This window comes from Pseudacidovorax sp. DMC4 (assembly GCF_056314265.1).
Map to the genome: position 1 here is coordinate 34,212 of NZ_JBQUYR010000008.1, position 22,775 is coordinate 56,986.

Sequence of the window (22,775 nt, forward strand, 5' to 3'; positions counted from 1 at the left end):
TTTCGCAGGCGGTGCCACCCGGCGCCGCACCGTTTCCCACCCGCCCCCTCGGGCGCCTTCAGGTCCAGCCGCCATGCCCGCCCCTTCTCCCAATCCTGTGCCGACCGCCGACGCCCCGGCCGATGCCGCGGCCGCCGCCCTCGACATGCAGGCGCGGGCCACCGCGGCCCGCCTCACGGGCGCCCTCTCGCCCATGGCCGGGCTGCTGGCCGCCTTCGACTGGGCCGCGCACCTGGCGGCCTCGCCGGGCAAGCAGGTGGCCCTGGCGCAGCTGGCGGCGCAGCAGGCCCAGGCCCTGAGCCGGGAATGGGCGCCCGCCACGCCCGACGCCTTCGCCGCGCCCGACCGGCGCTTCCGCGCCCCGGCCTGGCAGCACGCGCCCTTCAAGGCATGGCAGCAGGCCTTCCTGGCCAGCCAGCAGTGGTGGGACGCGGCCACGCACGGCGTGCTCGGCGTGGAGCGGCACCACGAGGACCTGGTCGCCTTCAGCGCCCGCCAGTGGCTGGACCTGCTCTCGCCCGGCAACCTGCCCTGGGCCAATCCCGAGGTGATCGAGGCCACGCTGCGCGAAGGCGGTGCCAACCTGCTGCGCGGCCTGCACAACTGGATGGAAGACGCGGGCCGACAAGCGTCCGGCGCTGCCCCGGCCGGCACCGAGCAGTTCCGCGTCGGGCACGAGGTGGCCATCACGCCCGGCAAGGTGGTGCTGCGCAATGCGCTGATCGAGCTGATCCAGTACGCACCCGCCACGCCCACCGTGCATCCGGAACCGGTGCTGCTGGTGCCGGCGTGGATCATGAAGTACTACATCCTCGACCTCACGCCCGAGGAATCGCTGGTGCGCTACCTGGTGTCGCAGGGCCACACCGTGTTCTGCATCTCCTGGAAGAACCCCGGCGAGGCCGAGCGCGACCGGGGCATGGACGACTACCTGCAGCTCGGCCTGCATGCCGCGCTCGACGCCGTGCAGGCCCTGTGCCCGCGCCGCAAGGTGCATGCCGCCGGCTACTGCCTGGGTGGCACGCTGCTGGCCATCGGCGCGGCGGCCATGGCGCGCGACGGCGACGACCGGCTGGCCAGCACCACCTACTTCGCGGCGCAGACCGACTTCTCCGAGCCGGGCGAGCTGGGCCTGTTCATCGACGAGAGCCAGCTCAGCCTGCTCGAAGCGCAGATGCGGCAGAAGGGCTATCTCACCGCCCAGCAGATGGCCGGGGCCTTCAGCATGCTGCGCAGCTACGACCTGCTGTGGTCGCGCATGGTGGGCGACTACCTGCTGGGCCACCGTGCGCCGATGAACGCCCTGATGGCGTGGAATGCCGACGCCACCCGCATGCCCGCGCGCATGCATTCCGAGTACCTGCGCCGGCTCTTCCTGGACGACGACCTGAGCGAGGGCCGCTTTCCGGTGGGCGGCCGGCCGGTCAGCCTGGGCAGCCTGCGCCTGCCCACCTTCATGGTGGGCACCGTCACCGACCATGTGGCGCCCTGGCGCTCGGTGCACAAGCTGCACTTCCTCTGCCCGGCGGAGATCACCTTCGCACTCACCACCGGTGGCCACAACGCCGGCATCGTGAACCCGCCCTCGCCCGACAGCCGGCGCAGCCACCGGTTGCTCACCCGGCCGGCCGATGGCCCCTACCTGGCGCCCGACGAATGGCTGGCCGCGGCGCCGACGCATGCGGGCTCGTGGTGGCCGGCCTGGCAGCAATGGCTGGCCGCCCACTCGGGCGCACCCGTCAAGCCGCCACGCATGGGCACGGGCCTGGCCGATGCCCCTGGCAACTACGTCCTGGAGCGATGACATGAACGCCGATCTCTTCTCCCTTCACGGCCGCAAGGGCCTGGTGGTGGGCATTGCCAACGAGCACAGCATCGCCTGGGGCTGTGCGCAGGCCTTCCACGACGCCGGGGCCGAGCTGGCCGTGACCTGGTTCAACGACAAGGCCCGGCCCTTCGTCGAACCGCTGGCGCAGCAGGTGCACGCCTCCATCGCGCTGCCGCTGGACGTGGAGCAGCCCGGCCAGCTCGAAGCCGTGTTCGCCGCCATCGGCCGCCAATGGGGCCGCCTGGACTTCGTGCTGCACTCCATCGCCTTCGCGCCCAAGAGCGACCTGCACGGCCGGGTGGCCGACTGCTCGCGAGAGGGCTTCGCGCGGGCCATGGACATCTCCTGCCATTCCTTCGTGCGCATGGCCCATCTGGCCGAGCCGCTGATGCACCGCGGCGGCAGCCTGCTCACGATGAGCTATGTGGGCGCCGAGGAGGTGATTCCCGACTACGGCGTGATGGGCCCGGTCAAGGCCGCGCTGGAGAGCAGCACGCGCTACCTGGCCACCGAACTCGGGCCCAAGGGCATCCGCGTCAACGCCATCTCGCCGGGACCGCTGGCCACGCGGGCGGCGTCGGGCATTCCCAACTTCGAGGCCCTGCTCGACGACGCCCGTCGGCGCGCCCCGCTGCGCCGGCTGGTGGACATCGCGGAAGTGGGCGCCCTTGCCGCCTTCCTGGTCAGCGACGCGGCACGCGCCATCACGGGCAGCACGCTGTACGTGGATGGCGGCTACCACGTGCTCGGATGACCATGGCCCGCCGAATCGCCCCCCTGCTGCTCGCCGCACTCATCGCGGCCGGCTGCGCGCCCATGATCCCGCCCCTGGCCCTGCCAGAGTCGCCGGTGCCTGCCCGATTCCCGGACGCCGCGCCTACAGCGGCCGTGCCCGTGGCCGCGGCGGACCTGGACTGGCCGCAGGCCTTTCCCGATGCCGAGCTGCAGGCGCTGATCGCCCAGGCCCTCGCGCACAACCGCGATCTGCGCACCGCCGCCCTGCGCGTGCAGGAGGCCCGCGCGGCCTGGGGCATCCAGCAGGCCGCGCTGCTGCCCAGCGTGGGACTGGCCACCGATGCCAGCCGCAGCCGCGTGCCGGCCGACCTCAACGTCAGCGGCAAGTCCGTCATCGCCAGCCAGTACCAGGTGGGCGTGGGCCTGGCCGGGTGGGAGCTCGACCTGTGGGGCCGCCTTCGCAGCCTGGACGAGGCCGCGCTGCAGGCCTGGCTGGCCAGCGACGAGGCCCGGCGCGGCCTCACCCTGTCGCTGGCGACGCAGGTGGCGCAGGGCTGGCTGGCCCTGCGCGAGACCGACGAGCGCCTGGCCCTGGCGCGCGAGGCCATCGCCAGCCGCAACGAATCGCTGCGCATCTTCAGCCGCCGCTTCGACGTCGGCGCCTCCTCGCGGCTGGAGCTGGAGCAGGTGCGCATCCTCGCCACCCAGGCGCGGGCGCTGGGCGCGCAGCTCGAACAGCAGCGCGCCCAGCAGGTCAATGCCCTCGCCCTGCTGACCGGTGTGCCCGTGGACCTGCCGCCGCGCAACCAGCCGCTGGCCGATGCCATGGTGGCCGATGTGGCCCCGGGCCTACCCTCGGCCATGCTGGCCTCGCGGCCCGACATCGCCGCCGCCGAACACCGCCTACGCCAGGCCAACGCCAACATCGGCGCGGCCCGGGCCGCCTTCTTTCCGCAGCTGACGCTGACCACCAGCCTCGGCACCGCCAGCGCGGCGCTCGACGGGCTGTTCGAGCCCGGCAGCCGCGCCTGGACCTTCGCGCCCAGCCTGTCGCTGCCCCTGTTCACCGCCGGCCGGCTGCGCGCCAACCTGCAGCTGTCCGAGGTGCGGCGCGACATCGCCGTGGCCGACTACGAAAAGACCATCCAGGGCGCCTTCCGCGACGTGGCCGACGCCCTGGCCGCCCGCCAGTGGCTGGTCGAACAGCTGGGCATCCAGAAGGAAGCACTGGCCGCGCAGGCCGAGCGCGCCCGCCTGGCCCGGCTGCGCTACGACGCCGGCTCGGCCGCCTTCCTGGAAGTGCTGGACGCGCAGCGCGACCTGCTCTCGGCCCAGCAACAACGGGTGCAGACGCAGCGTGCGCTGCTCGCCGCCCGCGTCTCCCTCTATGCCGCCCTGGGCGGCGGCGCCCACACCGTGGCCGCCACGCCCATCGCGACCTCTTCCTCCCCCTCCTCTTCCCAGCCATGAAGCCCACGAGCACAAAGCGCCTTCTCATCGTCCTGGCCGTGGCGCTGGCCGCAGGCGGCGCCTGGTACTGGCAGGCCGGCCGCGACAAGGGCTTCGGGCCGGGCTTCGCCAGCGGCAACGGCCGCATCGAGGCCACCGACGTGGACGTGGCCACCAAGCAGGCCGGCCGGGTGCGCGACATCCTGGTCGACGAAGGCGCCTTCGTGAAGGCCGGTCAGCCGCTGGCCACCATGGACGTCGAATCGCTCGACGCCCAGCGCGCCGAGGCCCAGGCCCGGCTGCAGCAGGCCGAGACGGGCGTGGCGGCCGCCGAATCGCAGGTGGCCATGCGCGAGAGCGACCGCCAATCCGCGCTGGCGCTGGTGGTGCAGCGCGAGAGCGAGCTGGACGCGGCCCAGCGCCGGGCCCGCCGCTCCGAAGTGCTCTCCGCCGAGGGCGCCGCCTCGATGCAGGAGACCGACGACGACCGCGCCCGCACCCGCAACGCGCAGGCCGCCCTGGGCGCGGCCCACGCGCAGGCCGAGGCCGGTCGGGCCGCGGTGCAGGCCGCCGCCGCCCAGCTCACCGGCGCCCGTGCCGCCGTCGGCGCGGCGCGTGCCACGCTGGCCCGCATCGAGGCCGACATGGCCGACAGCCAGCTCACCGCGCCGCGCGACGGCCGCGTGCAGTTCCGCGTGGCGCAGCCCGGCGAGGTCCTGGGTGCGGGCGGCAAGGTGCTCAACCTGGTGGACCTGTCGGACGTCTACATGACCTTCTTCCTGCCCGAGACGGCCGCCGGCCGCGTGGCCCTGGGCAGCGAGGCGCGCATCCTGATCGATGCCGCGCCCGGCTTCGTGATTCCGGCGCGCATCCGCTTCGTCGACGCCACGGCCCAGTTCACCCCCAAGACGGTGGAGACGGCCAGCGAGCGGCAGAAGCTCATGTTCCGCGTCAAGGCCAGCATCGACAAGGCGCTGCTGCAGCAGCACCTGGAACAGGTCAAGACCGGCCTGCCCGGCGTGGCCTGGGTGCGGCTGGACCCCCAGGCCGAATGGCCCGCGGAGCTGGCCGTGAAGACCTCGCGCTGAGCCGCCCATGACCGACTCGCCCCCGCCCGTCGTCCGCCTGCAGAAGCTGCGCCTGGACTATGGCCCCACGCATGCGCTGCAGGACGTGGACCTGGAGGTGCCGGCCGGCTGCATGGTCGGCCTGATCGGGCCCGATGGCGTGGGCAAGTCCAGCCTGCTGTCGCTGGTGGCCGGCGCCCGTGCGCTGCAGCAGGGCCGTCTGGAGGTGCTGGGCGGCGACATGGCCGACCGGCGCCACCGCGCGGCGGTGTGCCCGCGCATCGCCTACATGCCGCAGGGGCTGGGCCGCAACCTGTACCCCACGCTGTCGGTGGAAGAGAACCTGCAGTTCTTCGCCCGCCTGTTCGGCCATGCCGGGCCCGAGCGCCGCCGACGCATCGACGAACTCACGCGCAGCACCGGGCTGCAGCCCTTCCTGGCGCGGCCGGCGGGCAAGCTCTCGGGCGGCATGAAGCAGAAGCTGGGCCTGTGCTGCGCGCTCATCCACGACCCCGACCTGCTGATCCTGGACGAGCCCACCACCGGCGTCGATCCACTGGCGCGTGCGCAGTTCTGGGCCCTGATCGCGCGCATCCGCCAGGGCCGTCCGCAGATGAGCGTGATGGTGGCCACCGCCTACATGGACGAAGCCCAGCGCTTCGACTGGCTGGTGGCCATGGACGACGGCCGCGTGCTGGCCACCGGCACGCCGCAGGCCCTGCTGGCGCGCACCGGCACGCCCACGCTGGAGCAGGCCTTCATCCAGCTGCTGCCCGAGGAGAAGAAGCGCGACTGGGCGCCGGTGCAGATCCCGCCGCTCGAAGCGGGCGACGACGACATCGCCATCGAGGCCGAGGGCCTGACCATGCGCTTCGGCGACTTCACGGCGGTGGACCACGTGAGCCTGCGCATCCGGCGCGGCGAGATCTTCGGCTTCCTGGGCAGCAACGGCTGCGGCAAGTCCACCACCATGAAGATGCTCACCGGCCTGTTGCCCGCCAGCGAAGGCCGGGCCTGGCTGTTCGGCAACGAGGTGGACCCGCGCGACATCGACACCCGGCGGCGCGTGGGCTACATGTCGCAGGCCTTCTCGCTGTACGGCGAGCTGACCGTGCGGCAGAACCTGGTGCTGCATGCGCGGCTCTTCCACGTGCCCGCGGCCGAGCAGGACGCGCGCGTGCAGGAGATGCTGGAGCGTTTCGGCCTGCAGCAGGTGCAGCACAGCCTGCCCGAAAGCCTGCCGCTGGGCATGCGCCAGCGCCTGTCGCTGGCCGTGGCCATGGTGCACCGGCCCGAACTGCTGATCCTGGACGAGCCCACCTCGGGCGTGGATCCGATCGCGCGCGACAACTTCTGGCGCCTGCTGGTGACCCTGTCGCGCCGCGACAAGGTCACCATCTTCATCTCCACCCACTTCATGAACGAGGCCGAGCGCTGCGACCGCATGTCGATGATGCATGCCGGCCGCGTGCTGGACAGCGACGCACCGGCAGCCCTGGTGGCGCGCCGCGGCGCCGCCAGCCTGGAAGAGGCCTTCATCGGCTACCTGGTGGACGCGGGCGGTGGCACGCCCGACCAGGCGGCGGACGAGGCGCCCGCCGCCCCGGCCATCTCGGCTTCTGCGCCGCCGCCGCGCACCGCCGCCTTCAGCCTGCAGCGCCTGTGGAGCTACCTGTGGCGCGAGGCGCTGGAGCTGCAGCGCGACCCGGTGCGCGCGACCATGGCGCTGCTGGGCTCGCTGGTGCTGATGGTCGTGATGGGCTACGGCATCAACATGGACGTGGACAACCTGCGCTATGCCGTGCTCGACCGCGACCAGAGCACGCTCAGCCAGAGCTATGTGCTGGACCTGGCCGGCTCGCGCTACTTCACCGAGCAGCCGCCGCTGCGCGACGACGCCGACATGGACCGGCGGCTGCGCAGCGGCGACATCTCGCTGGCCATCGAGATCCCCTCGGGCTTCGGCCGCGACGTGCTGGGCGGCCGCGACGTGCAGGTGGGCGCGTGGATCGACGGCGCCATGCCCACGCGGGCGGACACGCTGCAAGGTTATGTGCAGGGCATCCACCAGTACTGGCTGGTCGAGCAGATGCGCGCACGCACGGGCAGCACGCCGGTGGCAGCCGTGCAGGTGCAGTCGCGCTACCGCTACAACCCCGACGTGCGCAGCCTGCCGGCCATGGTGCCGGCCATCATCCCCATGCTGCTGCTGATGCTGCCGGCCATGCTGACGGCGCTGGCGGTGGTGCGCGAGAAGGAACTGGGCTCCATCGTCAACCTCTACGTCACGCCGGTCACCCGCATCGAGTTCCTGCTGGGCAAGCAGCTGCCCTACGTGCTGCTGGCCATGCTGAACTTCCTGCTCATGTGCGCGCTGGCCGTCACGCTGTTCGGCGTGCCCTTCACCGGCAGCTTTGCCACGCTGGCCGTGGCGGCGCTGCTGTTCAGCGTCATCGCCACCGGCATGGGCCTGCTGGCCTCGGCCGTCACCCGCAGCCAGATCGCGGCCATGTTCTTCGCCATGATCGGCACGCTGATCCCGGCCACGCAGTTCTCGGGGCTGACGGATCCGGTCTCGTCGCTGCAGGGCGTGGGCCGCTGGGTGGGGCAGATCTACCCGGCCACGCACATGTTCACCATCAGCCGCGGCGTGTTCAGCAAGGCGCTGGGCTTCGGCGACCTGCAGCAGGCCTTCGTGCCACTGCTGGTGGCGGCGCCGCTGATCGTGGCGGCGTCGGTGGCGCTGCTGCGCAAGCAGGAGGCCTGAGCAGGTGATAACGGATCCACCATGAACGACACCCCGCTCGCCCCATCGCATCGCACAGCCGCCTCGCCCGCCGGCCGCCGCAGCGCCATCGCCCGGCGCCTGGCCAACATCCTGCGCCTGGGCGTCAAGGAGCTGTGGAGCCTGTGGCGCGACCCGACCATGCTGGTGCTGATCGTCTACACCTTCTCGGTGGCGGTCTACACCGGCGCCACGGCGATCCCCGAGACGCTGCACAACGCGCCCATCGCCATCGTGGACGAGGACCAGTCGCCGCTGTCGCAGCGCATCGTCTCGGCCTTCCAGCCGCCCTACTTCTCGGCGCCGGTGGCCATCGGCCAGGCGCAGATGGACGCGGGCATGGACGCGGGCCGCTACACCTTCGCGCTGGTCATCCCCACCGGCTTCCAGCGCGACGTGCTGGCGGGCCGCCACGCCGAGGTGCAGCTGAACGTGGACGCCACCCGCATGAGCCAGGCCTTCTCGGGCAATGGCGCCGTGCAGCAGATCGTGACCGAGCAGGTCAACGACTTCCTGCGCCGCTACCGCGCCACCACCACGCTGCCGGTGGACCTGGCGCTGCGCGCCCGCTTCAACCCGGCGCTGGAGAAGGCATGGTTCGGCGGCCTGATGCAGATCATCAACAACGTGACCATGCTGGCCATCGTGCTCACCGGTGCGGCGCTGATCCGGGAGCGCGAGCACGGCACCATCGAGCACCTGCTGGTGATGCCGGTGACGCCCACCGAGATCATGCTGGCCAAGGTGTGGTCCATGGGCGTGGTGGTGCTGGTGGCCGCGGCGGCCTCGCTGCAGTTCGTGGTGCAGGGCCTGCTTGGCGTGCCGGTGGAGGGCTCGGTGCCGCTGTTCCTGGCCGGCACGGCGCTGCACCTGTTCTCGACCACCGCCATGGGCATCTTCATGGCCACCGTGGCGCGCTCGATGCCGCAGTTCGGCCTGCTGCTGATGCTCACGCTGCTGCCGCTGCAGATGCTCTCGGGCACGGTCACCCCGCGCGAGAGCATGCCCGCGCTGGTGAAGGACCTGATGCTCGCCGCGCCGAACACGCACTACGTGGAGCTGAGCCAGGCCATCCTGTACCGCGGCGCCGGCATCGACGTGGTGTGGCCTTCCTTCTTGGCGCTGTTCGTCATCGGACTCGTGCTCTTCGTCATGGCGCTCTCGCGTTTTCGGCGCACCATCAGTCAGATGGCCTGAACGTCCCTGTTTTTCATCGCAAGGAGATTCCCATGCATGACGCCCCTGTCACCCCCCTGCCCGTGGCGCTGGCCACGGCCAACACCGCGCTGGCCCTGCGCACCTTCGCCCTGCTGCAGCAGGCCGGGCGCGAGGCCTGGGAGCGCCGGCTGCGGCTGCTCTCCGACACCGAGGAAGACGCTGTCTCCCAGGTGGGCCATGCGGCCAACACGGGCGACTGGCAGGCGCTCGGCGCCTGGCCCGCCGACCTGCTCTGGCGGGGCACGCAGCGCAACCTGGAGGCGTGGCGCACGCTGGTGCAGGGCGGCCTGGCCAGCCAGACCGAGCTGGCCCAGGGCCTGCGCGAAGCCTGGGCACAGTGGCAGAAGAGCACGGCCGCGGCCCTGGCCCCGCAGGGCCGCCCCAAGGACGGCGCATGAGCGCGCCCACCCCGGAGCTGGCCGAGGGCGGCGCCCCAGCCGACGCACCCCTGGCGCTGGTGCGCAACCGCACCTTCGACGAGATCGCCGTGGGCGACAACGCCAGCCTGCAGCGCACGTTGACCGCGCAGGACATCCAGCTCTTCGCCGTGCTCTCGGGCGACGTCAACCCGCAGCACCTCGACGCGGAATTCGCCGCCTCCACCCGCTTCCATGGCGTGATCGCCCACGGCATGTGGGGCGGCGCACTGATCTCTGCCGTGCTCGGCACGCGGCTGCCCGGCCCGGGCACCGTGTACCTGGGGCAGACGCTGCGCTTCCTGCGGCCGGTTCGGGTGGGCGACACGCTGACCATCCGCGTGACCGTGGCCACGCGCGACGCCGCCAAGAAGCGCCTCACCCTGGACTGCCGCTGCACCAACCAGGCCGGCGAGGACGTGATCGAGGGCGAGGCCACCGTGCTCGCGCCGACCGAGAAGATCGAGCGCCCCGCCGCCACCCTGCCCGAGGTGCGGCTGCATGCGCCCGGCGACGGCCTGCCGCGGCTGCTGGCCCATGTGAAGCCGCTGGGCGCCATCCGCGTGGCGGTGGTGCATCCCTGCGACGCGCTGAGCCTGGGCGGCGCACTCGATGCCCGTGCGGCCGGCCTGATCGAGCCCGTGCTCGTGGGCCCGCGCGCAAAGATCGAGGCCGCCGCCCAGGCCGCCGGACTGGACCTGGCCGGCATCGCCATCGAGGACGCGCCGCACAGCCATGCCGCCGCCGCACGGGCCGCGGCGCTGGCCGGCGCGCGCGACGTGGAGGCGCTCATGAAGGGCAGCCTGCACACCGACGAGCTGATGGCCGCGGTGCTCGACGCCGCCGCCGGCCTGCGCACCGGCCGGCGCCTGTCGCACTGCTTCCTGATGCAGACGCCGGCCTACCCGCGGCCCTTCATCGTGACCGACGCGGCCATCAACATCGCGCCCAGCCTGGAAGAAAAGGCCGACATCGTGCGCAACGCCATCGCCCTGGCCCAGGCGGTGGGCGTGGCCACGCCACGGGTGGCGCTGCTGGCGGCGGTGGAGACGGTCAACCCGCGCATGAGCGCGACGCTGGACGCCGCCGCCCTGTGCAAGATGGCCGAGCGCGGCCAGATCACCGGCGGCGTGCTGGACGGCCCGCTGGCCTTCGACAACGCAGTCTCGGCCGCAGCGGCGCGCATCAAGGGCATCGAGTCGCCCGTGGCGGGCCAGGCCGACGTGCTGGTGGTGCCCGACCTGGAAAGCGGCAACATGCTGGCCAAGCAGCTCGAATACATGGGCGATGCGGCCAGCGCCGGCATCGTGATGGGCGCACGCGTGCCCATCGTGCTGACCAGCCGCGCCGACTCGCGGGCCGCGCGCATCGCCTCCTGTGCCATTGCCGTGCTGCTGGCCCACCGCTGGCGCACGATGCCGCCATGAACATCGGAACGAGCCCGACATGAAGACCCTCCCGTCCCGAAGGACCCGTGTGCCGCCTGCCGAGCCGGAGGCGGCCCGGTGAACGCGACCGCCACCGCCTTCATCCTGGTGCTGAACTGCGGCTCGTCCAGCATCAAGTTCGCCCTCTTCGCGGCTGGCGGCGGCGAGCCGCCGCGGCGCCCGGCCTGGAACGGCAAGGTGCAGGGCATCGGCGGCCCGGCGCCCGACATCGGCGCCAGCGACCTGGCCGTGACGCCGCTGGCGCTCTCGGCGGCGCAGCCCTACCACGACGCCCTGGCCCGCATCCGCGACGAGGTGCTGCGCTGGCTGGCCGGCCGGCCGCTGGCCGCCGTGGCCCACCGCGTGGTGCATGGCGGCAGCCGCCACTTCGTGCCGGTGCGGGTCGATGCGCAGGTACTGGCCGAGCTGCGCAGCTATATCCCGCTCGCGCCCTTGCACCAGCCCTTCGCGCTGGAGGCCATGGAGATCCTGCTGGCCGAGCGCCCGGACCTGCCGCAGGTGGCCTGCTTCGACACCGCCTTCCACCACACGCTGCCCCAGGTGGAACGGATGCTGCCCTTGTCCTGGGACGCCTGGGAGCGCGGGCTGCGGCGCTACGGCTTCCACGGCCTCTCGTACGAATACATCGCCATCGCCCTGGCCGAGCGCCACGGCCGTGCGTCGGCGGAGGCCGCCCGCACCATCGTCGCGCACCTGGGCAGCGGTGCCAGCCTGTGCGCCATGCAGGGCCTGCGCAGCGTCGCCACCACCATGGGCTTCTCGGCCCTGGACGGGCTGATGATGGGCACGCGCACCGGCGCGCTCGACCCAGGCGCCGTCCTGTACCTGATGGAGATCGAGCGGCTGAGCCTGCAGCAGGTGGGCCACGCGCTCTACCACCGGTCGGGGCTGCTGGGCATCTCGGGCCTGTCCGGCGATCCGCGGGTGCTGCTGGCCCGCGAAGCCGATGACAGCCCCGAGGGCGAACGCGCCCGTGCTGCGCTGGCGCTCTACGTGCGCCGCATCGTGCGCGAGATCGGGGCGCTGGTCGCCGTGCTGGGCGGGCTGGACCGGCTGGTCTTCACCGCCGGCATCGGCGAGCACAACGCCGTGCTGCGCGGGCGCGTCTGCGCGGCGCTGGGCTGGCTGGGCCTGGAACTGGATGAGGCGGCCAACCAGGCCGACCGGCCCCGCATCGCCAGCGCGGCGAGCCGGGTCGACGTGGGCGTGGAGCCCACCAACGAGGAATGGATCGCGGCGCGCCATACGGCGGCGCTCATGACCCCCTGAACACCCAAGGAAGAGGACCTTCTCCATGTACCACCGTCTTCTGGTTCCCCTCGATGGCAGCGCCACCGCCGCGCTGGCGCTGGACGAGGCCGCGCAGCTCGCGCGCCTGGCTGGCGCCACCGTCATGCTGCTGCATGTGGTCGACGCCATGGACCACGTCACGGGCTTCGAGCCCCCGCTGGTGCACATCCAGGAGGTGCGGCCCACCTTCCTGCGCAACGGCCAGGCGTTGCTGGACGCCGCGCGGCAGACGCTCGAAGCCCAGGGCGTGACGGCGGAAACCGTGCTGCTCGAAAGCCAGGGCGAACGCGTGTCGCAGCTGATCGCAAACCAGGCCAGCCAATGCGGCTGCGACCTCATCGTGCTGGGCACTCACGGTCGCCGAGGCGTCGACCGGCTGCTGCTGGGCAGCGACGCCGAGCAGGTCGCCCGCATCGCGGCGATGCCGGTGATGCTGGTGCGCCCGCGGGCTGCGACCAAGGCAGCAGCGACGGGCAGCTGAGCGCGGCGCTCTGAGGGCCTCAGAACTGTCACAAACTCTTTTCAGAATCCCGGGCTTTGCCCTCGCCCGAGATTCCCATGCTTCCCGCCCCGGTCTTCCGCCTTCGCACCCTCGTCCTCGCCGTCGCCAGTGCCGCCGCCCTCATGGCCTGCGGCGGGGGCAACGGCAGCAATGTCAGCTTCACGCCCGTCGGCACGAGCGCCGCGTCGTCCGGCAACGGCAGCACGTCCGCCGCCGAGACCGTCACCGTTCCGGCCGAACCCGCCGGCCTGGGCAGCACCGACACCGCGCCCATCCCCAGCGCGGTCGCCTATGTCGACACCGGCGCCACCAACCAGCGCGACAACCCCTGCAACGTCACCCTGGCCACCAATGCCGGCGCGCGCGTGCTGCAGGGCTTTCTGGACATCTGGACGCCCAGTTCGCTCATGGTCGATGCGGGCGTGACCCTGGCCGCCGCCAACGGCTGCCCGGCCGTGACGCCCTCGACCTGGAGCGGCATCCCCGGCGACAGCACCGACGGCACGGTGAAGAACGCCGCCGTCCATGCCGCCAACATCAACTACGTCAAGACCGTCACCCAGGCGCGCACCCCGGCCCAGGGCCTGGCTGCGTACATGGACGACCGCCGCGGCAAGGGCTACAGCGTGAGCGATGGCATGGGCCCGCTCACCAGCGCCTGGCGCGCCGGCACGCAGCAGACCACCACCATCACGGCCGTCGACCCCAACACGGCGCTGAGCCCCGCGGTCAACGACGGCGGCAACAACGTGGGTGTGGGCGCCTCGGGCGGCAACGCCAACATGGGCCTGGCGGTGGACTTCATCAACGGCCTGGCCGCCGGCTCCACCGAACCGCCCAAGCGCTTCTACAAGTACGCCCGCCCCTGGCGCTGGAGCAGCGACGTGAAGGTCGTGCCCGCGCTCGAGTCGGCCAAGAGCACCACGCCGGCCACCGACGGCGGCTTCCCCAGCGGCCACACCGCCGAGGCCTGGCGCGACACGCTGGCCATGGCGTACCTGGTGCCGCAGCGCTACCAGGAGCTGGTGGCCCGGGCGATGGAAATGGGCGAGAACCGCATCCTGGCCGGCATGCATTCGCCGCTGGACGTGATGGGCGGCCGCGTGCACGCCACGGCCGTGGTGGCCTACAACCTCTCCAGCGTGGCCAGCTACACGCCCGCCGTGAAGAAGGCCGCCTACGACCAGGCCCAGGCCTGGCTGCGCACGCAAAGTGGCAGCGCCGACTTCAATGCGCTGAACACCTATGCGCACACGCCGCGCACCCAGGACAGCACGCAGCCCGACTTCGACCGCTTCAGCGACAGCGCCGCCTGGCGCAAGACCTACCTTCAGCGCCTGACCTACGGCCTGGACCGCACCGGCGCCGCCGGCCAGCTGGCCACCGTGCCGAAGGGCGCCGAGGTGCTGCTGGAGACGCGCCTGCCCTACCTGAGCGCCGACCAGCGCCGCGTGGTGCTCAAGAGCACGGCCATCGACTCGGGCTTTCCGCTGGGCAACGACGGCGAAGGCTGGGGCCGGCTGAACCTCTTCGCCGCCGCCGACGGCTATGGCCGCTTCGACGGCGACGTGACCGTGACCCTGGACACGAGCCTGGGCGGCTTCAACGCCATCGACCGCTGGCGCAACGACATCGCCGGCGCGGGCAAGCTGACCAAGCTGGGCACGGGTCAGCTGCGCCTGTCGGGCAACAACGGCTACACCGGCGGCACCGTGCTGGCCGCAGGCCTGCTGGGCGCCGACTCGGCCACCGCGCTGGGGGCGGGCGACGTGTTCGTCAAGGGCGGCACGCTGGAGAGCACCGTGGCCGCCTCGCCGCTGACGCTGGCAGGCCGCTACACGCAGACCGCCGGCACGCTGAGCGTGGTGGCGGGCGCGAACGGCGCCGGCCTGCTGAAGGTGGGCGGCAATGCGGTGATCGCCGGCGGCGACCTGGCCGTGCGCTTTGCCAGCGGCTACAGCCCCAAGGTGGGCGACACGCTCACCGTGATCCAGGCCGCCGGCCGCCAGGGCCGCTTCGGCAACGTGACGGTGCAGGGCTTCGGCAAGGTCAGCGTGAGCTACACCGCCAACGCCGTGCTGGTGCGCATCGACAGTATCTGAGTCAACACCCCCCATGCCGCTTCGCGGCTCCGGGCGGCCGCCAGAGGCGGCTGCTCTTCGGGCACGTCCAAGCCTGCACTTGCAGGCTCGGAGCCGCGGCCCTCAGCCCCGCTCGGACGCCTTCGGCTTGGAGGGGCGCGCACCCAGAGGCCTGGCGAAGCCAGTTCCTCGGGTGCCCTGGCATGGCCTGCTCCGCGGCAGTCTGATGCCCTGCGCGCCACCGGCTTCAAGCGATGCGCTTGGCACTCGACGTCATGAAGAGCGGGGTGTGGGCCTTTCCGCGATTACCAGTCGCCGCCGTTGCGATTGGGCCCCAGCTGCAGGCCGTCGATGCCGGCCACCGGCCAGGCACCGATCGCGTGGCAGGCATGGCCCGGCGCGACCAACGGTCCGCGCCGGGGCACGCCGTCGGACGCGCGCACCAGCACCTCGACGGAATCCGCCGCGCGGCCACAGCTCACATCGATGCGGTGCAGGCCCGGCGCGTCCACCGGCAGGTCGATCTCCCAGAAGCCCGGTGCGCCCGCGCGCATGGGGTGCGGGGCGGCATCGTCCAGCGCCGCCATCATGGGCGCGTCGGCAGCGCCGAAGCGTCGGGCCACCACGCGCACCACGCCCGGCCGCGGCACCTGCCGGGCCTGCGAGGCCCGCGTGACCAGCCGAAGGTCGCAGGGCGCGACGATCTGCACATGCGGCCAGCACGCGCCCAGTGGCCGGAAGCGCCAGCTCGGCACGCCGTCGTGCACGCACACCACCGAGAAGCCGGGGGTACCACCGCCCTCCTCGATCTGCGCTGTCGAGCGGGTGGCGCCGTAGACCACCGCCCCGTCGTTGAGCAGCTCGTTGTAATGGGTGTGGCCCGTGTCGACGAAGGGCACACGTGCATCGGCAAAGAGCCGGGCCAGCGCCTCGCCATCGGCGGCCATGTCGCCGGGATAGCAGTGCATGAACACCAGCGGCACCTCGCCCGCCGCCTCGGCCAGCGCCAGCTGGCGGGCGATGCGGTGGCGGTGGTGCGAGTTCAGTCGGAAGTCCGGGCCGCCCGCGCCGCTGCCGACCACGTCCACGAAGATGCAGCGGTGGCCGGCGATCACCTCGTGCTCCGGCCGCTGCGCCGGCGCGAAAGCGGCCTCGTAGGCGGCCAGGCTGCCGCCCTCGAAGTCATGGTCGCCCGGGATCACGCGCCAGGGCAGCGCGAGCGGGCCCAGCGCCTCGGTGATGGCGGCGTACTGCGCGGGCGTCGCATGGTTGGCGTTGTCGCCGGGCAGGTAGACGAAGTCGGCCGCACGCGCATGGGCGTTGAGCTCGTCGACGATGGCCTGCAGTCGCGGCCGGGCGGCCCAGCCGTCGGCCTCGTCCATGTGCAGGTCGCCGATGTGGATCCAAGCGATGGAGGAAGGATGAGCGGAAGAATCTTTCATGACGAAGCAACTCCCAAGGCGGGCTGGCCGGCATGCGGTTCGCACACGCCCGCGCAGGCCGGCCGCAGCATCGTGGCGAAGCCGATCCACAGCGCCAGCGACGCGAGCGCGAAGCCGCCCAGCACATAGAAGGCGACCTGGTAGCCGAAGAGCTGGGCCAGCCAGCCGCCGATGGCGGGCGACAGGCTGGCGCCCAGGCCCTGTACCGTCATCACCGCGCCCTGGCCCACGTTGACGCGGCCGGTGCCGTCGAGCAGGCAGGCCACGAGGCCCGGCACGGCCACGCTCTGCAGGCCGGCGCCGATGCCATCGAGCGCCTGCACGGGCCACACGCCCCAGCTGTCGATCACGCTGCCGGCGATCAGGCCGCGCAGTGGCAGCGAGGCGAAGGAGACCAGCATCACCAGCCAGTAGCCTCGCGAGGCCGACAGGCGCATGGCAGCCAGGGCGGTGACGATCATGACGGCCTGCGCCACCACCACCGTGAGCGCGGTGAACATGGCCGGGTTGCCCTTGCCGGCGCCGACCACCGCCAGGCCATACAGCGGCAGCATGGCGCCGTTGCCCAGATGGAAGCAGGCCAGCGCCGCGGCCAGGATCAGGAGCGGCCGGTTCTGCAGCAGCGTGCGCAGGCCCTGGGCCTGGCTGTCGTCGGCCGCGGCGGCCTTGCCGTCGTGTGGTCCTTCAAGACCGCGCGCGGCGCGGTGGTCGATGGTCCGCTCGGGAATGGCCAGGACCGAGACGATGGCGAAGACACCGAACAGCGCCGCCAGGAAGAAGATGGCCGGCATGCCGTAGCGGAAGCCCAGCCAGCCCGACAGCGCCGCGCCCACCATGTTGCCCGCGTGGTTCCAGGCCTGGTTGCGGCCGTTCTGCGCATTGAAGCCGCGCTGGCGCACCACGCCCAGCGTGATGCCGGCCACCGCCGGGCCGATGGCCGCACCGGCGATGGCCGTGGCCACCTGGCTCACGGTGACCACCAGACCGGCCTGCGACCACAGGATGAGAAAAGAGGCCAGCACCGTGCAGATTCCGGTGATCACCACCACCCAGCGCTTGCGCGCCGTGTGGTCGATGAATGCGCCCGCCGGCACCGTCATGAGCATGCCGGCCACGCCGCCGGCCGTCATCACCGAGCCGATGGCGCCCGGCTGCCAGCCGCGCTGCTGCAGGAAGACGCCGAGGAAGGGCCCGATGCCTGCCTGCATGTCGGCCATGAAGAAGTTAAGCGCGCACAGCGCGCGTCTGGCGCGGCGCCTGGCCCCGCCCTGGCACTCCCCGGCGGCTGCATCCGCGGAAGCCGCGAGGGTGGGCAAGGTGCGCATGGCGGGTGTCTCCTCCAGGGAATCAGCCGATCAGGAGCCGCGCCCCGATGGCCAGGACGAGGGCGGGCGGCATGACCACCACGCCCACCTTCAGGAAGCGGAAGAAGCCCACGTCGTCGCCCTCGCGGCGGATGGCGGCCAGCCACAGGATGGTGGCAAGCGAGCCGGTGATCGACAGATTGGGGCCCAGGTCCACGCCGATCAGCGTGGCGTCGATCACCACCTGCGGCGGCCTGGCCTGCTGCAGCACCGTGCTGGCCAGCAGGCCTGCCGGCAGGTTGTTGACGACATTGGAGCCCACGGCAAGCACGGTGCCCGCCACCGCCGCGGCGCCATGGACACTGCTATGCACGCCGGCCGTGAGCCACTGGGCCAGGGCCGCGATCACGCCCGTCTGCCGCAACGCCTCCACCAGCACGAACAGGCCCGCCACCAGCGGCAGCACGCTCCACGAGATGTCCTTGACCAGCGGCCACGGGTTGGCCCGGTCGCGCACCAGCACCACGGCCGCCGTCAGCCCGCCCATGATGGCCGTGGGCAGGCCCAGGTCGATGCCCTTGAAGGACACCGTCATCAGCACGACGGCCGTCACCACCAGCGCGCCCAGCGCCGTCCAGCCGCCGGCATGCAGGGGCTCGACCTCGACGCGCGGCTCGCAGCCGCCGGCCAGTTCCTTGCGCATGACCAGGCGCAGGCAGACGTAGGTGGCACCGATGGCCAGCAGCGAGGGCAGGCCGAAGCTCTTGATCCATGGCCACAGCGAGGGCACATGCGCGCCATAGAGCACCAGGTTGGCCGGGTTGGAAATCGGCAGCACGAAGCTCGCCGCATTGGCGATGAAGGCGCAGATGAACAGGTACGGCAGCGCCGGTGTGCGGGCCTTGCGCGCCGCCGCATACACCGCCGGCGTCAGCACCACGGCCGTGGCGTCGTTGGAGAGGAAGGCGGTGATGACCGCGCCGATGGCGTAGACCAGCGTGAACAGCCGCATCGGCGAGCCGCCCGCCATGTTGACCGCATGCCCGGCCACCCAGTCGAAGAGGCCTTCGCGCCGCGCCGTCTCGGACAGCAGCATCATGCCGATGAGGAAGAGGTAGACGTCGTTGCCCTTGGCCACGGCGCCCAGCGCCTGCTGCGCCGGCAGCAGTCCGAGCACGACGACGAGGGCCGCGCCGGCCACGGCCCAGATGGCCTCGGGCAGCTTGAAGGGCCGGATCAGCACGCCGGCCGTGGTGGCAGCGGCGATGGCCCAGATGGTGAGGTGGGAAGACAGCATGAAGGATTCAAGAGGCGCCGGTAGCCGGAGCGGCCGGCAGCGCCGCACGCGAAACATGGAAGCGGGCGATCATCGCAAGCCCGAGCCGGGCCAATACCGACAGCGCCGTGCAGGCCAGCGTGATCGCCAGCAGCCAGCGCTCGGTGGCGTGGGCCTGGGCGTTGCGCTGGTCGAGCAGCTCGGATTCGGCGACGCGCATCTCGGCCACCACGGCGCGAACCTCGTCCATGGTGCGCTTGCCTTCGTCGCGCAGCACGAGGGCGCGGGCGGCCTCCAGGCCCTGGTTGCGGCGGGCCTGCACCGTCTCGTGCAGCTCGGCCAGCTTCAGGGCCACGGCGTATTCGAGCCGGTCCACGCGCCGCTGCTGCACGGCGCTGTCGCTCACCAGCGCGCGCAGCCGGTTGGCCAGCGGCCCGATCTGCGCCAGGGCGCGGTCATAGGGTTCGAGGTAGCGGTCTTCGCCGGTGATGATGAACCCGCGCTGGCCAGTCTCGGCATCGATGGCGTAAACGAGCGTGGATTCGAGCGTGGTCAGCACCTGGTAGGTGTGCTCGATGGAGGCGCGTTGCGACAGCAGCAGTTGGTGGTAGCGAAAGGACAGGATGCCGGCGACCACCAGCAGCGCGACGAAGGGCGCCGAGCGCAGCAGGCTGCGGAGATCGGGGTCGCCGGGAAGTCGCATGGCAGGAGGCTTGGGACGGGGTGTGACAGCAGAACGCCGTTGTCGCTCCAAGAAGCGTGCCAAAGGCGGGGACACGTCAGATCAAGCACTTGGCCGCGCGGGAGACTCGCCGATGCATGAAAGGCAGACGGCGGGCTGTCCATAAAACGGACAGCCCGCCGCCGAAGAACAGGCCGCACGCGGGCGGCCCTGCAGGATCAGCGCTTGCTCAGCGCCTGACGACCCTGCTCCTCGTCCGCCTTCAGCGGCACGAAGATGCTCCATTCCTCCTCGGGATTCTTCTTGTAGCGCACATGCTTATTGTCGAGGTCGAACTCGTAGTACGGGTAGACCTCGCGCAGGTTGAAGAAGGTGGCGGGCGCGAAGAACAGGATGTCCAGGGCCAGGTAGCCGCCGTTGAACTTGAGCGGCAGGATGCCGTAGAAGGGCTCCTTGCCGGGCGCCTCGGCCTTGAACTCGTAGTTGCCGAAGCTCGTGGTGGAGAAGCGCTCGGAGCGCGGGGTCGTGGTCTCCTTGGAGGTCGCGATGCTCACCTGCGCATCGGGCTGGACGGTCGTGATGTGGGTCATCGCGGTGCAGGCGGCCAGGGGCACGGTGGCCGCCAGCGCCAGCAGACGGGCTGCTTTCTTCATGGTTCTCGGGGTGTGTTGTCTTGACTCTTCCGGACACGCCTGGCGGCGCGCCGACTCCTCGTGCCTCGGGCTCCCTCGCCTCGGGCGGCCGGCAGTTTAGGAGGCATGGCTGCTGCGCCGGCGCCCAAACGTCCTACGGCCGTGACATTGGCCACAGATGTTTGGCTCATGAAGAACCAACGATTCGGTCGTTCGTGCCGGGCCCCGTTCTTTCCACAATGGATGGCCCAGCGCCTTGACCCGCATCAGGAGCGTGAAGAACACAACCATAGGGCCCCGCCGCCATGAATTTCCAGCAACTGCGCTCGGTCCGCGAGGCCGTGCGCCGCAACTTCAACCTCACCGAGGTGGCCCAGGTGCTGCACACCTCCCAGCCCGGCGTGAGCCGGCAGATCCGCGAACTGGAACAGGAGCTGGGCATCGAGCTGTTCATCCGCGTCGGCAAGCGCCTGACCGGCCTGACCGAGCCCGGCAGCCATGTGCTGCCCATCATCGAACGGCTGCTGGTCGAGAGCGGCAACCTGCGCAAGGCCGGCGAGGAATTCGCCACGCAGAACGAAGGCCTGCTGTCCATCGCGGCGACGCATTCGCAGGCCCGCTATGCGCTGCCCGAGGCGGTGCAGGATTTCCGCCGCCAGTTCCCGTCGGTGCGGCTGCACATCCACCAGGGCTCGCCGCGGCAGATCGCGCAGATGCTGCTGGAGGGCGAGGCCGACGTGGGCATCGCCACCGAGGCCCTGGCCGACTATCCGCAACTGGCCGCCCTGCCCAGCTACCGCTGGACCCATGCGGTGATCGCGCCGCCGGGCCATCCGGTGCTGGCCGAGCCGCTCACCCTGCAGTCGCTGGCGAAGCATCCGCTCATCACCTACGACAACGGCTTCACCGGACGCCAGCGCATCGACGACGCCTTCGCCCAGGCTGGCGTGCAGGCCGACATCGCCCTGGCCGCGATGGATGCGGATGTCATCAAGACCTATGTGCAGCTGGGCATGGGCGTGGGCATCGTGGCCGGTGTGGCCTTCGAGGCCGAGCGCGACACCGGCCTGCGCGCCGTGGATGCCGGCGCCCTGTTCGGCATCAACCACACGCGGCTGGCCGTGCGCCGGGGCAGCTACCTGCGGCGCTATGTGTACGCCTTCATCGAATCGTTCTCGCCGACGCTGACGCGCGAGGTGGTGGAGGCGGCCGTTCGCGGCGAGGCGGGCGACCCCGCGGGCGCCGTGCCGCCGGACGATGGCGCCACAGACCCCATGGAGGGCTCCGGGGCGCAGCGCCAACCCTGGCCCCTGGCCGCGTGAGCCGCCCCGCGGCAGACGCAGGACGCCTGGCCCGCAGACAAGACCAGCGCGGCTCGGGTGCACGCCGCCGGCCGTGGCCTCAGCCCAGGCCGCGCTCGCGCAGGATGCCGCCCGCGATGCCCATGGCATGGTTCGCGGCCGGCACGCCGCAGTAGATCGCGGCCATCAGGATCACCTCCTTGATCTCGTCGGGCGTGAGCCGTGAGTCGTCCTGCCCGTCCAACGCTGCGCGCACATGCAGCGCGAACTCGTCCCAGGCATGGATGCCCAGCATCATCGACAGCACCATGAAGCGCCGCGTGCGGTCGCCCAGGGCCGGACGGCCCCAGATGTCGTTCCACGCATGCCGCGTGATCAGTTCCTGGAACTCGGTGTTGAAGGCGGTGCGTCCGGCCAGCGAGCGGTCCACCCAGTCGTCGCCCAGCACGCGGCGCCGCTGCTGCAGGCCGCGCGCATAGCCGTCGGCTTGCTCGGCAGCCGGCTCGCCGGTACCGGGTGCCATGCAGCGGTCGCGCACGAAGGCCCGCAGCAGGCGCGCGAAGGACTCGGGCTGCTCGACGGCACCGATGTGGGACGCCTGCGGCAGCACGGCCAGCTCGGCCCCGGGCACGGCCTGCGCGATGGCCTGCGACATGCCCAGCGGCGTGCCCTCGTCCCGCGCACCGGCGATCACCAGCACCGGACAGCCCACGGACGGCAGCCCATCGCGCCAGTCCACGTCGCGCACCGCCTCGCAGCAGGCCGCATAGCCGGCCGGCGAGGTCGCCAGCAGCGTGGCACGGGCCTGCGCCACGGCCTCGGGCCGGGCCGCCCGGAAGTCGGCGTGGAAGTAGCGGCCCATCACGGCGTCGGCGATGGCGGCCATGCCCTCGCGGCGCACGGTGGCGATGCGGGCATCCCAGAGCGCGCGTCCGGCGTCGGGATAGTGCGCGGTGCTGTGGGCCACCACCAGGCCGCGCAACAGCGACGGATGGCGAATGGCCAGCCCCATGCCGACCATGGCCCCCATCGAGATGCCGACCCACACCACGGGCTCGCGCGCCACCTCGCGCAGCAGGGCGGCGGCGGCCTCCACCAGCGCGTCCATGCTGCCGGGGCCCTGCAGCGGCGGCGAGCCGCCATGTCCCGGATGGTCGAAGGCCAGGATGCGGGCCTGCGGGCCGAGCTGCGCGCGCAGGGGCGCCCAGGCCTCGCGGTCCATGCCCAGGGCATGGCTGAGCACCAGCAGCGGGCCGCTGCCGCCGTCGTGCAAGGTGTAGGAAAGCAGGGACGTCATGGTGTTCGGGGCAGTGCGAAGT

The 22,775-nt window shown here is 71.8% G+C and carries 18 protein-coding genes; 12 read left to right on the top strand and 6 right to left on the bottom strand.

Going from position 1 to position 22,775, the window contains the following annotated elements; translation table 11 throughout:
* The first annotated feature begins 73 nt into the window (after nt 1–73).
* From ACT54X_RS15910 to ACT54X_RS15960, 11 genes are all read left to right on the top strand, one after another.
* Nucleotides 74–1,804: a PHA/PHB synthase family protein gene (locus ACT54X_RS15910; protein WP_294370825.1), complete on the top strand. Its 1,731-nt coding sequence runs from the start codon at nt 74–76 to the stop codon at nt 1,802–1,804.
* A gap of 1 nt (nt 1,805) precedes the next feature.
* Nucleotides 1,806–2,582 (top strand): enoyl-ACP reductase FabI, encoded by a 777-nt coding sequence (gene fabI, locus ACT54X_RS15915; RefSeq protein ID WP_294370827.1) that lies wholly within the window; start codon nt 1,806–1,808, stop codon nt 2,580–2,582.
* Nucleotides 2,579–4,033: an efflux transporter outer membrane subunit gene (locus ACT54X_RS15920; RefSeq protein WP_476347451.1), complete on the top strand. Its 1,455-nt coding sequence runs from the start codon at nt 2,579–2,581 to the stop codon at nt 4,031–4,033. The genes fabI and ACT54X_RS15920 overlap by 4 nt, the downstream gene beginning before the upstream one ends.
* Nucleotides 4,030–5,100 (top strand): HlyD family secretion protein, encoded by a 1,071-nt coding sequence (locus ACT54X_RS15925; RefSeq protein ID WP_476347452.1) that lies wholly within the window; start codon nt 4,030–4,032, stop codon nt 5,098–5,100. Before ACT54X_RS15920 ends, ACT54X_RS15925 begins: the two co-directional genes overlap by 4 nt.
* A 7-nt stretch (nt 5,101–5,107) precedes the next feature.
* On the top strand, nt 5,108–7,846 hold the full coding sequence (rbbA, locus tag ACT54X_RS15930) for a ribosome-associated ATPase/putative transporter RbbA (RefSeq protein WP_294370835.1): 2,739 nt from the start codon (nt 5,108–5,110) through the stop codon (nt 7,844–7,846).
* An 87-nt stretch (nt 7,847–7,933) separates the two neighbouring features.
* A complete protein-coding gene (locus ACT54X_RS15935) occupies nt 7,934–9,061 on the top strand; it encodes an ABC transporter permease (RefSeq protein ID WP_294371293.1) in 1,128 nt (375 codons plus the stop codon).
* Between the two features lie 32 nt (nt 9,062–9,093).
* Nucleotides 9,094–9,480: a hypothetical protein gene (locus ACT54X_RS15940; protein ID WP_294370838.1), complete on the top strand. Its 387-nt coding sequence runs from the start codon at nt 9,094–9,096 to the stop codon at nt 9,478–9,480.
* Nucleotides 9,477–10,925, top strand: a complete 1,449-nt coding sequence (locus ACT54X_RS15945) for a bifunctional enoyl-CoA hydratase/phosphate acetyltransferase (RefSeq protein ID WP_294370840.1) — start codon at nt 9,477–9,479, stop codon at nt 10,923–10,925. The genes ACT54X_RS15940 and ACT54X_RS15945 overlap by 4 nt, the downstream gene beginning before the upstream one ends.
* Nucleotides 10,926–11,003: 78 nt before the next feature.
* Entirely contained in the window at nt 11,004–12,215 is a 1,212-nt protein-coding gene (locus ACT54X_RS15950; RefSeq protein WP_476347453.1) for an acetate/propionate family kinase, read from the top strand.
* Nucleotides 12,216–12,240: 25 nt separating this feature from the next.
* Nucleotides 12,241–12,717, top strand: a complete 477-nt coding sequence (locus ACT54X_RS15955) for a universal stress protein (RefSeq protein ID WP_476347454.1) — start codon at nt 12,241–12,243, stop codon at nt 12,715–12,717.
* Between the two features lie 77 nt (nt 12,718–12,794).
* A complete protein-coding gene (locus tag ACT54X_RS15960; protein WP_476347455.1) occupies nt 12,795–14,840 on the top strand; it encodes an acid phosphatase in 2,046 nt (681 codons plus the stop codon).
* 284 nt (nt 14,841–15,124) lie between these two features.
* Here the strand turns inward: ACT54X_RS15960 and ACT54X_RS15965 are convergent, their stop codons facing one another.
* From ACT54X_RS15965 to ACT54X_RS15985, 5 genes are all read right to left on the bottom strand, one after another.
* Complete coding sequence (locus ACT54X_RS15965) at nt 15,125–16,261, bottom strand: metallophosphoesterase family protein (RefSeq protein WP_294370846.1); 1,137 nt, start codon at nt 16,259–16,261, stop codon at nt 15,125–15,127.
* A complete protein-coding gene (locus ACT54X_RS15970; protein WP_476347456.1) occupies nt 16,258–17,586 on the bottom strand; it encodes an MFS transporter in 1,329 nt (442 codons plus the stop codon). The genes ACT54X_RS15965 and ACT54X_RS15970 overlap by 4 nt, the downstream gene beginning before the upstream one ends.
* 22 nt (nt 17,587–17,608) lie before the next feature.
* Complete coding sequence (locus tag ACT54X_RS15975; RefSeq protein ID WP_476347646.1) at nt 17,609–18,859, bottom strand: arsenic transporter; 1,251 nt, start codon at nt 18,857–18,859, stop codon at nt 17,609–17,611.
* Nucleotides 18,860–18,869: 10 nt separating this feature from the next.
* Nucleotides 18,870–19,544, bottom strand: a complete 675-nt coding sequence (locus tag ACT54X_RS15980; protein WP_294370854.1) for a CHASE3 domain-containing protein — start codon at nt 19,542–19,544, stop codon at nt 18,870–18,872.
* Nucleotides 19,545–19,741: 197 nt separating this feature from the next.
* Entirely contained in the window at nt 19,742–20,176 is a 435-nt protein-coding gene (locus ACT54X_RS15985) for a hypothetical protein (RefSeq protein ID WP_294370856.1), read from the bottom strand.
* A gap of 284 nt (nt 20,177–20,460) precedes the next feature.
* Here ACT54X_RS15985 and ACT54X_RS15990 point away from each other — a divergent pair, with 284 nt between their 5' ends.
* Entirely contained in the window at nt 20,461–21,477 is a 1,017-nt protein-coding gene (locus ACT54X_RS15990) for a CysB family HTH-type transcriptional regulator (RefSeq protein ID WP_476347457.1), read from the top strand.
* 79 nt (nt 21,478–21,556) lie between these two features.
* On the opposite strand, the gene pcaDC is transcribed toward ACT54X_RS15990, so the two are convergent.
* Entirely contained in the window at nt 21,557–22,753 is a 1,197-nt protein-coding gene (gene pcaDC / locus ACT54X_RS15995; protein ID WP_476347458.1) for a bifunctional 3-oxoadipate enol-lactonase/4-carboxymuconolactone decarboxylase PcaDC, read from the bottom strand.
* Nucleotides 22,754–22,775: the final 22 nt, after the last annotated feature.

Bases quoted from the DNA above. Each gene is read 5' to 3' on its own strand.
- ACT54X_RS15910 (WP_294370825.1), top strand. From the start codon at position 74: ATGCCCGCCCCTTCTCCCAATCCTGTGCCGACCGCCGACGCCCCGGCC.
- fabI (WP_294370827.1), top strand. From the start codon at position 1,806: ATGAACGCCGATCTCTTCTCCCTTCACGGCCGCAAGGGCCTGGTGGTG.
- ACT54X_RS15920 (WP_476347451.1), top strand. From the start codon at position 2,579: ATGACCATGGCCCGCCGAATCGCCCCCCTGCTGCTCGCCGCACTCATC.
- ACT54X_RS15925 (WP_476347452.1), top strand. From the start codon at position 4,030: ATGAAGCCCACGAGCACAAAGCGCCTTCTCATCGTCCTGGCCGTGGCG.
- rbbA (WP_294370835.1), top strand. From the start codon at position 5,108: ATGACCGACTCGCCCCCGCCCGTCGTCCGCCTGCAGAAGCTGCGCCTG.
- ACT54X_RS15940 (WP_294370838.1), top strand. From the start codon at position 9,094: ATGCATGACGCCCCTGTCACCCCCCTGCCCGTGGCGCTGGCCACGGCC.
- ACT54X_RS15945 (WP_294370840.1), top strand. From the start codon at position 9,477: ATGAGCGCGCCCACCCCGGAGCTGGCCGAGGGCGGCGCCCCAGCCGAC.
- ACT54X_RS15955 (WP_476347454.1), top strand. From the start codon at position 12,241: ATGTACCACCGTCTTCTGGTTCCCCTCGATGGCAGCGCCACCGCCGCG.
- ACT54X_RS15960 (WP_476347455.1), top strand. From the start codon at position 12,795: ATGCTTCCCGCCCCGGTCTTCCGCCTTCGCACCCTCGTCCTCGCCGTC.
- ACT54X_RS15965 (WP_294370846.1), bottom strand. From the start codon at position 16,261: ATGAAAGATTCTTCCGCTCATCCTTCCTCCATCGCTTGGATCCACATC.
- ACT54X_RS15970 (WP_476347456.1), bottom strand. From the start codon at position 17,586: ATGCGCACCTTGCCCACCCTCGCGGCTTCCGCGGATGCAGCCGCCGGG.
- ACT54X_RS15980 (WP_294370854.1), bottom strand. From the start codon at position 19,544: ATGCGACTTCCCGGCGACCCCGATCTCCGCAGCCTGCTGCGCTCGGCG.
- ACT54X_RS15985 (WP_294370856.1), bottom strand. From the start codon at position 20,176: ATGAAGAAAGCAGCCCGTCTGCTGGCGCTGGCGGCCACCGTGCCCCTG.
- ACT54X_RS15990 (WP_476347457.1), top strand. From the start codon at position 20,461: ATGAATTTCCAGCAACTGCGCTCGGTCCGCGAGGCCGTGCGCCGCAAC.
- pcaDC (WP_476347458.1), bottom strand. From the start codon at position 22,753: ATGACGTCCCTGCTTTCCTACACCTTGCACGACGGCGGCAGCGGCCCG.